Annotated in this window: 12 protein-coding genes; 5 read left to right on the plus strand and 7 right to left on the minus strand. The window is 55.3% G+C overall.

Annotated elements, in window-relative coordinates:
• Nucleotides 1-197: 197 nt before the first annotated feature.
• The 5 genes from E5K04_RS14405 to E5K04_RS14425 all read right to left on the minus strand — a co-directional run bounded on the left by E5K04_RS14405 (nt 198) and on the right by E5K04_RS14425 (nt 7,089).
• Nucleotides 198-785 (minus strand): HD domain-containing protein, encoded by a 588-nt coding sequence (locus E5K04_RS14405; protein WP_136555371.1) that lies wholly within the window; start codon nt 783-785, stop codon nt 198-200.
• 37 nt (nt 786-822) lie between these two features.
• Complete coding sequence (locus E5K04_RS14410) at nt 823-1,122, minus strand: hypothetical protein (protein WP_136555373.1); 300 nt, start codon at nt 1,120-1,122, stop codon at nt 823-825.
• 4 nt (nt 1,123-1,126) lie between these two features.
• Nucleotides 1,127-2,587 carry a class I SAM-dependent DNA methyltransferase gene (locus tag E5K04_RS14415; RefSeq protein WP_136555375.1) on the minus strand — a complete coding sequence of 487 codons (1,461 nt, stop codon included), beginning with the start codon at nt 2,585-2,587 and terminating at the stop codon, nt 1,127-1,129.
• 78 nt (nt 2,588-2,665) lie between these two features.
• Entirely contained in the window at nt 2,666-4,234 is a 1,569-nt protein-coding gene (locus E5K04_RS14420) for a restriction endonuclease subunit S (RefSeq protein ID WP_136555377.1), read from the minus strand.
• Nucleotides 4,231-7,089 carry a type I restriction endonuclease subunit R gene (locus E5K04_RS14425; protein ID WP_136555379.1) on the minus strand — a complete coding sequence of 953 codons (2,859 nt, stop codon included), beginning with the start codon at nt 7,087-7,089 and terminating at the stop codon, nt 4,231-4,233. Before E5K04_RS14425 ends, E5K04_RS14420 begins: the two co-directional genes overlap by 4 nt.
• Nucleotides 7,090-7,166: 77 nt before the next feature.
• On the opposite strand from E5K04_RS14425, the gene E5K04_RS14430 reads away from it, so the two are divergent.
• A complete protein-coding gene (locus E5K04_RS14430; RefSeq protein ID WP_136555381.1) occupies nt 7,167-7,397 on the plus strand; it encodes a hypothetical protein in 231 nt (76 codons plus the stop codon).
• 254 nt (nt 7,398-7,651) lie between these two features.
• Nucleotides 7,652-7,990, plus strand: a complete 339-nt coding sequence (locus tag E5K04_RS14435; protein WP_136555383.1) for an H-NS histone family protein — start codon at nt 7,652-7,654, stop codon at nt 7,988-7,990.
• A gap of 26 nt (nt 7,991-8,016) precedes the next feature.
• Here E5K04_RS14435 and E5K04_RS17100 read toward each other — a convergent pair whose 3' ends face one another.
• On the minus strand, nt 8,017-8,673 hold the full coding sequence (locus E5K04_RS17100) for an inovirus Gp2 family protein (RefSeq protein ID WP_136555385.1): 657 nt from the start codon (nt 8,671-8,673) through the stop codon (nt 8,017-8,019).
• Nucleotides 8,674-9,012: 339 nt separating this feature from the next.
• Nucleotides 9,013-9,201 carry a helix-turn-helix transcriptional regulator gene (locus E5K04_RS14445; RefSeq protein ID WP_136555388.1) on the minus strand — a complete coding sequence of 63 codons (189 nt, stop codon included), beginning with the start codon at nt 9,199-9,201 and terminating at the stop codon, nt 9,013-9,015.
• Nucleotides 9,202-9,713: 512 nt separating this feature from the next.
• Here E5K04_RS14445 and E5K04_RS14450 point away from each other — a divergent pair.
• From E5K04_RS14450 to E5K04_RS14460, 3 genes are all read left to right on the plus strand, one after another.
• On the plus strand, nt 9,714-10,577 hold the full coding sequence (locus E5K04_RS14450; protein ID WP_136555390.1) for a hypothetical protein: 864 nt from the start codon (nt 9,714-9,716) through the stop codon (nt 10,575-10,577).
• A gap of 1,379 nt (nt 10,578-11,956) precedes the next feature.
• Nucleotides 11,957-12,739, plus strand: coding sequence for a transporter substrate-binding domain-containing protein (locus tag E5K04_RS14455; protein ID WP_136555392.1), 783 nt, complete (start codon nt 11,957-11,959; stop codon nt 12,737-12,739).
• Nucleotides 12,740-12,776: 37 nt separating this feature from the next.
• A complete protein-coding gene (locus E5K04_RS14460) occupies nt 12,777-13,439 on the plus strand; it encodes an amino acid ABC transporter permease (RefSeq protein ID WP_136555394.1) in 663 nt (220 codons plus the stop codon).
• Nucleotides 13,440-13,503: the final 64 nt, after the last annotated feature.

A 13,503-nucleotide genomic window follows, 5' to 3' on the forward strand; every position in this document is an offset into this window, starting at 1 on the left:
ATCCGGGCATGAGCAAACCTGCCTCAGCCCGCTACAAGACAACAAACTGGGCGAGTATGATGCCGCGCTCAAAGCAGTATTCTGATGGCGTGAATAGTTCAGACGGCGCAGATGCAAACGCTGCATGTCCCTTCCAACACGCTGCTCTCAGCGTATTTCAGACAAAAGCATCAGGCACGCTAGAAACGAAAATCGGCCTAGCATTCCAATGCTGCGAAGTGCTGCCGTACCCATTGCTCACAGCGTTCCCATAGCGCAGGTGCCCCCCGCTGGATGGTGGGGCCGTAGCGTTCCAGTACCTGCTCCAGAGTGACGTTATTTTCTGTCCAGGTTCCCCCGCCGGTGCGGACATTGATCAATAGTGGCTGCACCCGATCCAGTGCCTTGGCAAATTTCGCATCGGCAGAGATGCCTTGCTCGAACTCCCGCCACAGTGCCAACAGCTCAGGTCCCTGCGCCCCCGGGATCATGCCGAACAGCCGCTTGGCCGCCAGCTCTTCCTGCGCGGCCTGTAACGTAGCCGAAGGCATCTGGTGGATAGGCATGTCGCCAACGTCAACCTCGACAATGTCGTGGATCAACAGCATCTGGATCACCCGCGACAGGTCGGCCTGCTCGTCTGCATAGTCCTTCAACAGCAAGGCATACATCGCCAGGTGCCAGGAGTGCTCGGCACTGTTCTCCTTGCGGCGACCATCCAGCAGCGGCGACTGGCGGATCACGTTCTTCAGTTGATCAATCTCGCACAGGAAGGCGAGTTGCTGGTCCAAGCGGCTGGTGGGCATGTGTGGTTTCAAGTTATTGAGATGAAAACGGACAGCCCTATGCCTTCAACCTCTGGCTAACCGGCAGGTCATCGTGCGAGGCGCGGTCGTATCGCTCCACGCGAACAACCTCAAGCTCGGTGGCGGCCCCGTGGCGCTTTTGCATGATGGGTGCCATCGCCTTGGCGAAGCGATGGGCTAGCAACTCGTTGGACAGAAATGCTCCCTTCTCGCAGCCACAGATCCGCGTCGACGCCGACAGGTACGCCGCTCCTTGCATCAGCAGGGCGGCGGCAGGGCCACGTGGGTTCGGCGTATGGATGGCGACCATCCAACCAAGCAGACGGCGGGTCGGCATCCGTCTAGCGCCCCGGCAGCGCGGCGGCCACGTCGCGAAAGGCAGCCAGCGCGGCCTCCAGGTGTTCGATGATTTCCTGCTGCAACACGTCGGGCGGCGGCAGGTCATCGAGGTTGTCCAGGCTATCATCCTTCAGCCAGAAGACATCCAGGCTCGCCTTGTCGCGGGCAACCAGCTCATCGTAGCTGTAGTACTTGAAGCGCTCGGTCTCGTGACGCTCATGGCGGTTGGCCGGGTGGTAGCACGCGATGAAGTCCTGCAGGTCGTCAAACTTGAGCGGACGCGTCTTCAGCGTGAAGTGCTTGTTGGTGCGCAGGTCGTAGAACCAGACCCCCTTGGTGTGCACATGGCCATCCTTGGGCGCGTTGTCGAAGAACACCACATTGGCCTTGACCCCTTGCGCGTAGAAGATGCCGGTCGGCAGGCGCAAGATGGTGTGCACATCGCAGGTTTCCAGCAGCTTGCGGCGGATCTTCTCGCCGGCCCCCCCTTCAAACAGCACGTTGTCGGGCAACACCACGGCTGCCTGGCCGTTCACCTTCAGCATGCTGACGATGTGCTGCAGGAAGTTAAGCTGCTTGTTTGACGTGGTCTCCCAGAAGTCCTGCCGCTGGTAGACCAGTGCTTCTTTGTCCTCTTCACCCTCTTCGTTGGTGATGAGCATGCTGCTTTTCTTGCCGAAAGGCGGGTTGGCCAGCACGTAATCGACCTTGCGCGCAGGCTCGGCAATCAACGCGTCCGAACGCTCCACCGAAGGCTCGCCCTCCAGTTCTCCGATGTTGTGCAGGAACAGGTTCATCAGGCACAGCCGGCGCGTATTGGGAACGATCTCGTTGCCGTAGAAGGTCTGGTCGCGCAGGAATTCCTTCTGCCGTTTGTCGAGGCGGGTACCGGGGCGGGTCAGCCAGTGGTACGCCCCCAGGAAAAAGCCGCCGGTCCCGCAAGCCGGGTCGGCGATGGTCTTCATCGGCTCGGGCTGTACGCAGGTTACCATCGCCTCGATCAGCGGACGCGGGGTGAAGTACTGGCCGGCGCCGCTCTTGGTGTCTTCGGCGTTCTTCTGCAGCAGCCCCTCGTACAGGTCGCCCTTGGTGTCCGCGTCCAGGCTGATCCAGTTTTCGGCGTCGATCATCTGCACCAGCCGGTGCAGCTTGGCCGGGTCCTGGATCTTGTTCTGCGCCTTGAAGAAGATCGCGCCCAGCATGCCATCCTGCTGGCCGAGCTGATAGAGGGTCGCCAGGTAGTGCGCCTCCAGCGGCTCACCGGAGCGGGCCACCAGGTTGGGCCAATCGTAGCCGGCCGGAATGCGGGTATTGCGGCTGTACGGCGGCTGGGCGTATTCGTGCGCCAGCTTCAGGAACAGCAGGTAGGTCAGCTGCTCCAGATAGTCGCCGTAACCGACACCGTCGTCGCGCAGGGTGTGGCAGAAGTTCCAGACTTTCTGGACCAGGGAAGAGGTATTCATGGGGTCATCCTGAATTTTGGGTGAACGCGGTCACCTGCTTGCCCGTCACCGGCCGGCGACGGACACACGCAGCAATTTTTAGGCGGTCTTGGCCCTGCGCCCGCGCGGCTTCTTCACTGCCGCCTGTTCGGCGCGCACGGCACGGATGCGCGCCAACAACACGCTGGCAGGCTCGTCGTTCGGGTCCTGCGGCACCAGTTCGCCGGCGAAGGCAGCACGCAGGATGTTTTGGCGTTGGGCGGAGGCTTGCTTGATGGAAATCTCCGCCGCCTGAACTTGATCCGCTGCCGCGCTAAGTTGCTCCTCCAGCAACTCAGAAATGACATGTTGTTCAGCTTCTGGAGGTAGGGGAACTGGAGTCCGTTTAACGTCCTGTTGATTAATGCTGGCTTGATTAACAGCCCATTTGGAATCACGAATTAGCCTGTTACGCCCAACATCTGATCCTAAGTAGTGAGAAACGTAACCTCCAGAGACTGAGCTAGCCAAGCTAAATCGCATCATATTAGACTCAAAAAGAACACCATTAAGAACCTTCCCAACCAGCAAAGATTTACCAAGGTGCGTCATGCTGTTCACACGGTTGATGACTAGATCGCCAGCAACTAGTGAGTAAGTATTTTTTGTTTCTTCATCGGCATCAACGAGATTCAGATCAGATTTATTGCGACACCAACCTATCTGGTAATCGTCGATACGTAGGATTGGCACTCCAAAACCATAGCGGCTTGCGGGTAAGTACAAACCATTTTGAGGACCATCACTGATCAAAGAATCTAAGCTCGCCCACACCCACCCTTCCGGCAGCGCCGGCAGGCCGGTGGTGTCCGGGGTGACGGGTTCGGGGTACTTCTGTTGCCAGTTCTTGGGTGGGGTCTTGCCTTGCTCGGCAAACTTGGCCAATTGCCTGGCTTCCCAACGGGCGCGGCGCTCGCTGAGGATGCGCGCCAGCAGTTGCTCGCCGCTCTCGCTGACCGTGTGCTGCGCTCGCCAGTCGGCGGTGAGCGCCCCTTCGACGGCCGCCTTGAGCAGCGACTGGCGGTATTGCGCCAACTTCTGCTGCGCGGCCTTGAGCTCGGCCACGCCGGCGTCGAGGTCGGACAGCAGCTCTTCGAGCTTGGCGACGATGCGGGTTTGTTCTGGCAAGGGACACAGTCGCGCCTTGAGAGTTCGTATCTTCGTGAGATTGACGCGAGGTCGTGTCGTGCCTTTGGTTTGCCCCTTAAACTGTTCAACCATGTATTCGGCATTGATCTGATAGCAAAGGTAATCACGATCAATCCACGGATGCGTCAGGCGGGCACGAACAACGTCTGCAACCAGAACGCCTCTCGGAATGCTACTCGGAGCAAGGCACGCTTTTCCAAGTGGGTCGCCCAGCTTCGTGATGAGGATGTCGCCCGGTGCAAATGTATGGCGAGCCAACTCCTCAGCCTTGTGGTCGGTTACATACTGAATGTTTTTGGCGATGAACCGATTCCGATCAATGTTTTGCAGCCGCGCAATTGGAATACCCGCAGAGACATACTCGCTTGCCTTGAGGTTCGAGCCAAATGGGCCATCAACGATGTCGTCGCCGGGCTGCGAGAACAAATCCCCGAACTCCAGCTCAATCCATCCGTGTGGCAATTCTTGATTCTCACTCACGCGACCAACTCCATATTCATTTCATTCATTAGCGTATCCAGTTCTGTGCCGAACAGTCCCCACGCCTTCTGCAAGCCGCCCTTGTCCGCCAGTTCGGCGTAATCAAAATCGTCTCGGCTGATGCTGCAACTGCTGGCGATATGGTCTTTCATGCTGCGCAGCCAGTCGGTCTGCTCCGGTGTGAACGAAGTGCCGCGCTGCGCGTTGTGGCGGAAGATCCACGCCTGGAAGCGGCGGTCTACCTCGTCGGCAAACGGTTTCAATTCGCCGTCAAGCCCTAGCGCGAAGCGCACCAGCGACACCAGGTCGGTCAGCTGGCGCTTGCGGTCGGCGCCTTTCACCTGCGCGGCCTGCACCCGGGCGTACGCGCTCCACAGCCGTTCGCTGGTGAGCATCAGCGGGGGTTTGCTCAGGTGTTCGTGCAGCGCTTCGAGCATGTCGAAGGTGAGTGCACGGCGCTGGTAGGGCTGCTGGTAGAAAAAGCCGAGTGCGGCGATTTCGTCCTTGTGCTGTTGCAGAGTGTCGGCGAACTGCTGGATCGTGGCGCGGGCCTGCGCTTCGGCCTGCTGGGAGAACCCCGAGAAGGTTAACGTATCGGGGTTGGTATGGTCGATGATCTGCTCGCGCTCACGGCGAGCATTTTCAATCTCTTCACGCAGTTGCGGCGCGTCGAACGGCTCGCATGCCGCCGCGACCCGCTCGGCACGGGCGGTGGCAATTTCTTCCGGCAACAAGGTGTCTTCGCTGCGGCTGATGCCCTGCGCTTTGGCGGTGGCCAGCGCAGTCTCAATGATGGCGTCCGGGTTGAGCGCGCTGATCAGCCCCTTGCCCAGTTCGGCAACCGGAATGCCCTGGCTCGCCTGTGCGATCCGGGCCTGCGCCTTGGCGTCCAACTGCTTGGCCAGCCTGATCAAGCGGTTGCCCAGGCTCAGCACAGTGTCGTCGTCGCGGCTGCCCATGGCGACGCCTTGCAGAAGGTCTTTCAGCGCCACGCCAGGTTTTTTCTCCAGCGGGCGACTTTCGGTCTTCAGCGATTTCTCCACACCTACCGCGTCAATCAGCACGAAACGGGTCTTGGCACCGTCCGCCTTGCCGCTGACACGCTTCAAGCCATCTGCGTCCAGGCTGCGCACTCCGCGCCCCTTCATCTGTTCGTAGTAGCCCCTGGAGCGCACGTCGCGCATGAACAGCAGCACTTCCAGCGGTTTGACGTCGGTGCCAGTGGCGATCATGTCCACCGTCACCGCGATGCGCGGGTGGTAGTCGTTACGGAAACTGGCCAGCACGCCGTCGGCGTCTTTTTCGCTGTACGTCACCTTGCGGCAGAAGGCGTTACCCTGGCTGTAGACCTCGCGCACGATGTTGATGATGTCGTCTGCGTGACTATCTGTCTTGGCGAAGATCAGGGTCTTGGGTACTTCGTTGTCGCGTGCCGGGAAGATCTGCGTTTCCACCGCCGTTTTCATGGCCTGGATCACCTGCCGGATCTGGCTTGGGTTGACCACCGAACGGTCCAGCTCCTTGCCGCTGTAGACGACGTCTTCGTCGACTTCTGCCCAGCGCTTCTTGCGGGTAGCGCGGTCGCGATGATCCACCCATTCGCGGGCCTTGAGTTCGGCGCCCTTACGGGTGACCTCGGTTTCGATCTCCCACACGTCGTAACCGACGTTGACACCATCCACCACCGATTGCTCGTAGGTGTATTCAGCGACGATGTTTTCGTTGAAGAAGCCGTAGGTGCGCTTGTCCGGCGTTGCCGTCAGCCCGATCAGCTTGGCGTCGAAGTAGTCGAGCACCTGCTTCCACAGGTTGTAAATGCTGCGGTGGCACTCGTCGATCACGATGAAGTCGAATGTCTCCACCGGTACCGCCGGGTTGTATCGGACGAACTTTTCCTGCTTGGCTGTTTGCTGCACTTCGTTGAGCGACATATCTTCGGCCGACTCGTCGATCGGCTCGCCACTCAGAATGGCGTACATACGCTGGATGGTGCTGATGCACACTTGCGCGTGTGGGTCGATGTTGGGGGAAGCCAGTTGCTGCACGGCGTAGAGCTCGGTGAACTTGCGATGGTCGTCCGGTGGGGTGTACGCCATGAACTCCTGATGCGCCTGCTTGCCCAGGTTGCGGGTATCGACCAGGAACAGGATGCGCTTGGCACCGGCGAACTTGAGTAGGCGGTACACCGCGGTGATGGCGGTGAAGGTCTTGCCGGCCCCCGTGGCCATATGCACCAACGCGCGGGGCTTGTTCTGCGCCAGCGATTTCTCCAGGCCGGTGACCGCGCTGATCTGGCAATCGCGCAGCTTGCTGGTGGGCAAGGCCGGCATCTGCTCGGCCAAGCGGCGACGCAAGGTTTGAGCTTGCCGTAGCCACCCCTGTAGCGTTTCAGGCTTGAAGAAATGAAACAGCTCGCGTGAGCGCGGGAGCGGGTCGGCGTTATCGGTAAAGCGAATGACCTGGCCCGTTGCCTCGAACAGGAAGCGCAAAGGGGTATCGTCCTTGCGCCATTTCAGGCTGGACGCCGCGTAGCGCTCTGTCTGGCTCTCGGTCGCCGTCAGGTTCTCGCCAGCCGTATCCTTCTTGGCCTCGATGACCCCCACGGCTTCACGGCCCACAAACAGCACGTAGTCAGCCGGCCCGCTGTCGGTCGGGTACTCGCGAATGGCGACGCCTACACCGGCAGACAGGTTGAATTCCTTCATGTCCTGGATGACCCAGCCGGCTTGTTGCAGCCGCTCGTCAATGTACTGCCGTGCTTTGGCTTCAGGCGTCACGCGATGACCTTTCCGTGCTGAATGCCACACAGTCAGAGTGAACGGGTGGCCGCGATGATGTAACCAATCTAGGGTCATAGATGGTACCTCAAGATGGACATCATCAATAATGACATTGGTTTTTTCGTCGTCGACTTAACGCAAGGAAAATCCACATGAGGGCAGTGATACTCAGCCTGTGCACCGAACTGGCCTGGCTGCTGCTCGGCGCGCTTCCATTCCTGCTGACTGCCTGGTGGATCTACGGGCCAGACCCGCTCGACGTTCTGCTGGGCAGCTTTGTGCTGATGATGTTGCTCTTAATGCCATTGCTGGCGCTGCTCGCCCTCAGCAGTCTGCTGGGCTGCATCTTTGCACGGCAGGTGCACGGGTTAGGGCAGTGGTGATGAAAGCCATTCTTTCCTTATTACAGTTCTGTGCAAGGCTTAAAGCCTGGGCGCTTTTAAGCGGCCGTCGTCATCGCGACACACTCTAGTCGCCACTTTGCAGAGGCAGCGCAGCCTTGATTTTTGCTACTGCGGCTAGGCTCACGCTTCGGGTGGCTTTGAGAAATTGTCGAGGTATGATGCCTATGCTGCCCCTTGTAGCGTAATGCGTTAACCTAGTGAAGTCGCCATGCAGAGTAGGAAGGAATCGATTGATGTTGCCACCTGATACGCCACGAACTAACGAACAAATCGAAGTTGAGATTGCTAAATTACAGGCCGAGTTGAGGGAGCGAAAACAAAAGGAAAGGAAAGACGCGCTTGTGATGATCAAACCGTTGATCGTCCAATACCAATTCACTCTCAAAGAGCTTGGGCTGGACTCTGGTGAAGCTCCTGCGGCCATGAAGACAAAGGCTACTCCAGGGATGACTTACCAAAACCCTAAGAATCCAGATCAAATTTGGAAAGGCCATGGTCGTCAGCCAAAGTGGATAAAAGATGAACTCTCAGCAGGCAAGACGATGAAAGATTTGGAGGCGAAGCAGTCATAACTGTCCACCTCTTCATCTTAGATTAGTTAGGCCCGGCTGGCACCAAATCCATGGCTTCCATCCCCATAGACTTTGGTGTCTGCCTTGCAGAGATAGCTGGTTCTGTAGAAAAAATCTGCCTGGCTGTCTCTATCATCACGTCGCAGCCTATAACAGGCATTACGTGGTATCTCTACCAGTCCTCTCACTTCCCCTACGTGCAAGCACAATGCACTTGCCCAAGCCTCTTCTAGCCTATGGAACATGTTTCTGCTTTCAGAGCAGAAGTTTCCTAATGTGCAGAATGCGTCATTGTTCAGCAGAATTGCTATGTGGTAATGCGGATTTCTCTCCTCGCTAAACTCTCTTGCCCAGACGTATCTTACGTTGCTGTCATGAGCGTATGGACGCTCCTGACGTACCTTGTGTCGATTGTGTCGTATCTTTGCTTTGAACGATTCGATAAATCGTTCCATTACAATGTTGGTCAGAAATGAATTGTGAATTAGAATTCCTGTCGGAAGTCTTAAGTCAACCCGAAAGGCAAATGTACGAGGATGTTGATTGATAGAGTTGACCATTGTCTGGTATAGGCGTTCCAGATAGTTGCGTATGAATGGTCCTTTTTCTGTCTGGATAGGAAGTCCCTTGTAAGCGTGCTCGTAATGAAGAATCAGATTTGTGTTGTGTGGGTGGCGAATCATGTTTGTACTCCAGTGGTGATGTTCATATGTTCACCTAGCTGGGTAATTTTTGACTGATAACGATAGGTGTAGTTTTTGTTTCTAGAATGTAATCGATAATCCATTTAGTAGTGTTGTTTAGTGCCGTGAGTATGTCTTGTGTCTATATATTACCAATACAGAAAGAAAGCGTATTGCGGTCTTGGTTATTTGTACTTGAATAGTTCGGTAGGACTTCAGATTTTTCTGTTGTTTCTGGTCTGGAAAATTATCATTGCCGGTTGGTAATCGATCGTGACGATTAGGCAGGGTAATGGGTTGTAAATGTAATGGTGTTGTTTCATTTGTTTCTTTCATTGGTTATGTGGTTGAGTCCCTTTCTTCAACTTTTCTCATGATCCAATCCAGAATTTCGCTCTCCAGCCAACCGACACAGCGATCACCTAGTGGAATTGGCTTTGGAAACGTTCCTTGTGAAATGAACTTGTAGATGGTAGATCGTGCCAGGCCTGTAGCATTCATTACCTGATCTAAGCGATAGATTTTCATGGCAAGCTCCTTACGTTGAGTCATGTAAGGTGGGGGGGTGATATTTTTTAAACTTTAATGGCTCGGAACGTTAGTCTTCTTTCATCTGGTGACAAAAAGAATAAGTGAGCAAGAGGCCTTGTGGTCTTCCGCTATTTGGTAGCTATGTGAGAGGTAAGATCACATCGTTTCTATCGAGGTGAATGATCTGTTTGAGGGGCGCTTTGGTGGCTCGGCAGCGGGAGAGCACTGCTTGAAGGTTGGCGATAGTTCACCCTGGGGTTGACTCAAGGCGGGCATCGCCTGATGGTCTGCCGTGTGTCCGCGCTGTAAACCTTGCAAGGTCATGTGGCATCGTGGGGGTTATCGCCGTGCTGAGCCTGCCACAGCGCAAATTTCCTGTACTAGGAAGCATGTAAAACCATGTACAAATGCATCAGTATTTAGTGTAGATTTCTACTAGAAGTACTCGTGTTATCATTTGCATGTTGTGATAACTAAATGCGGAGTATGTTTAATTAACTGGGACGGGTATGGCTGTTAATTTCTCTAAAGATGCGTTGTCTAAAGTCTTGCAAGAAACGGCACGTAGCAAGCGCCTTGATACGTGGTTGTGGTTCTACTTGGAATGTCGTGGTGCGAATCTAGATCAGGGCTATTTTTACGCTTCTGGAATGAGGGATTATATGGCAGCTCGCATCACTAGTATGCCAGGGATGGCTGATGAAATTAATGGTATGTTAGGTATTAATTTCTTGCCTAGAGAGATGCTGGAATGGATAGGTGAAAGTGAAAGGCAGTGTCAGTGGTTGGTGTCATTTTTGAGTAGTCATAAAAGTAATTTGTTGACGAATCCTCCTGTTCGTTTGCTAAATAGGGATTTGGTTGTAGCAATGATTGATATGTTGGGATTGGATGTTTTAAGCAAAAAAACGGTTGTTGATTTGATGAGGTGTGCTTGGGTTGAGCACATAAAAAATGATGGTGCTTTGCTTTGGTTTAAAGGTGACAGTGAAGAGGATAAGTGTGAGTTGGCCTCGAGATGGATCATGAAAAATGATGGGGATGGCTCAGCGTTTCAGATTAATCCAATTCGAACTCATCAAGAGTTATTGATGTATTTTGACCGGTTTAAGTTTAGCGATGATAGGAAGTTGCTTTGTCTTTCTGCAGTTAAAAAGAGTTGGAGTCAGAAGAAGTATCGAGGGAATTTAAATGGTAAAAAGCAACACAATTTTATTTTGACGGACAAGGCTATTAATCGTCTTGATAAGTTGGCAAAAAAGCATGACTTAAAGCGGGTGGATGTTCTTGAGATTCTTCTGCAAATGGAGTCTGAAAAGAATTTGTACATAGCAGAAAAGATGAAAATTTTTAAAGGGCTAGAGGAGTTGTGATTATTTGTGAATAATGCCTGTATGCTGGCTTCAAATCTTTTCGAGAACTGTAATAATGCTTGTTGGTATGTGAAGTATTGTAAATTATTGAACGATAAATTGGAGTGTGGCTCTCTCGAAAACAATCAGACATGAAGCAATTTAAGGTGAAGTTTTTCTCATAATTTTAAGATGTTTTCAACAATTAATTGATAGATTTTAGTGTGCTGCATTGTGCTATATTGTCGATCGTTTCTGTTTTGCGTAAATAATTTTAAATCACGGTTATTGCTGGAAGATATCGGCACGGTGCAATGCGGAGTGAGGCTATTTTTTGAAAGAATCTGAGTGGGTTTTGCGCGAAGTAATTGTGGGTTTTTGGCAGAAAGTAGAGAGGTAATTCGTGGGGCTTTGCGGCGTTAAGTTGCGGAATTAATTGGCATTTCGAAAGCCTTTTGTTGACCAGTCCTGACTGAGATGCGCTGATTGATTAGCCTGTTTTTTTCCGAAGCTTGGCGAGCTAGTTGTCCAAGATGTACGACACAATCGGTTGCTTTTGCACGCTTTTGATAGCTGGCATTATCAATGCTGCCTTGCCTTAGGGATTGGTGCAGACGTAGTGCGAACGAGCTGAGAATGCCAGACCATGAATGGTGCTGCAGATCCAGGGGAATTGTTAGGAACGATGCAGGTGCATAAGGCTACCGACACCAAATGGACGAGAATGGCAAGCAGACCTTCGACTGTAAGCATTCGGTGTTGACTAACTGCCGTTATAAGCTGATCCGCACCGTGCTTGTCAGCCCGGCCAACGAAGACGACCTGCCCTATCAACGAGTAGGGGCTCGACCGGAGCGATGCGATACCAGCCGGGATCTGTATGCGACCGTGACTACTCCACGTGGGACATCCCCAATGTGTGCGGTTGGCGGGAACACATCCAGCGCAGCGCAAAGCCGAAGCAGGCATTACTGACCTACAACCACAAGCGGATATGCAGACGGAAGGACAGTAGGGTGACCGATTCCTGATGCACAAAGAGTGTCCGCAGCCTGCGAAATACGGGCTTTAGAGGCAATGCTGCAGCTTCTTGGGCGATAGCGGCGTCAGATTGTTGCCTGCTGATAGAATTATTAAACCGGGTATGTAGTCGGGTTTTTTTATGCTTTGTATAATTTAATGCATTGATAAATAAGGTAAATATCAACATTTTCCTGTTCAACGTCTAAGCCGCGCCGCTTGGCGGGCCACGCAAGAACCACCCTCACGGGTGGTTTTTTCGTATCTGCATGTCGCGTTTGACCGGGTTCGGGTGCTGGAGGGCGCACGGTCGTTTTGTTATATTTCGCTTTCGCAAATATTTGCGACTGCAAATAACTAACAGATATAAAGATATGACCATGAAACGACTGATTCCCATCCTGCTCTCCGCCTTGCTGGCCGGCCAGACCCTCGCCGCCGACCTGATCGACACCGTCCGCCAGCGGGGCACGCTGAAGATCGCGCTGGAAGGTACCTACCCGCCGTTCAACTACCGCGAAGGCAAGACGCTGACCGGCTTCGAGGTCGAACTCGGCCAGGAACTCGCGCGCCGGCTCGGTGTGCGTCCCGAATTCGTCACCGGCGAATGGAGCGGCCTGCTCGCCGGCCTGCAAGGCGGCAAGTTCGACGTGGTGATGAACCAGGTCGCGGTCAACGAGGCGCGAGCGCGCGTGTTCGACTTCAGCCGCCCGTACACCATCTCCAGCGCGCAACTGGTGGTGCGTAAAAACGAAACGCGCACTCTATCGGGTGCCAACCTCAAGGGCACCAAGGTCGGCGTCGGCCAGGGCAGCAACTACGCGGACCTTGCACGCAGGCTGGACGGGGTCGAGGTCAAGGTCTACCCGGGCGCGCCCGAGTACCTGCAGGATCTGGCCAGCGGCCGCATCGACGCCGCGCTCAACGACAGCCTGCTGATCCCGTTCGCGATCCGCGAGTCGCGCCTGCCGCTGAAGGCCGGCGCGCCGGTCGGCAGCACGGCGACGATGGCGATCCCGTTCGCCAAGGGCAACCCGGGCTTCAAGCGCGCGATCGACCAGGCGCTGTTGGCGATGCAGCAGGACGGCAGTTTCGCCCGCATCTCGAACAAGTGGTTCGGCCAGGACGTATCGCAGCCGCCGGCCGCGCGCAAGGCCGACTAATCTCAAAGCGCCCGGGCCCTGACGAAAGGATGCGTGGATGCCCCTGACCGAACTCATGGAACTGGCGTGGCCGATGCTGTTGCAAGGCACGTTCTACACGCTTGTTTTCGCCTTCTCGAGCATGGTGCTCGGCCTTGCGCTGGGCTTCTTGGTCGCCTTGCTGCGCGTCGCGCGCGTGCCGGTACTGGGGGCGGTCGCGACCTTCTACGTCAGCCTGATGCGCGGCACGCCGCTCTTGGTGCAGATCTTCGTGATCTACTACGGCCTGCCGTCGGCCGGCGTCGAGTTCGACCCGGTGACGGCGGGGGTACTGGCGCTGACGCTGAACGTCGCCGCCTACCTGTCCGAGAGCATGCGCGGCGCGATCGCCGGCGTCGGCGCCGGGCAGTGGGCGGCCGCCCGTTCGCTGGGGTTCACCTGGTGGCAGGGCATGCGCTTCATCATCGCGCCGCAGGCGCTGCGGCTGGCGGTGCCTAGCCTGTCCAACAGCCTGATCTCGCTGATCAAGGATACCTCGCTGGTCTCGGTGATCACCGTCAGCGAGCTGATGCTGTCGACCAAGGAGCTGATCGCGCAGACCTTCGAGCCGCTGCCGCTCTACCTGATGGCCGCGCTGATCTACTGGGCGCTGTGCGGCGCGTTCGAGCTGGCGCAGCGCTACCTCGAGCGGCGGCTCGCCTTGCCCGGCCACCGTCAGTGATGGCACAGATTGGGCAATGACCATGCTATAGGCATTGTTTTTGGCGTTAGAATGTCGGCTCGAA

The organism is Crenobacter intestini (assembly GCF_004919095.1).
GTDB lineage: Bacteria > Pseudomonadota > Gammaproteobacteria > Burkholderiales > Chromobacteriaceae > Craterilacuibacter > Craterilacuibacter intestini.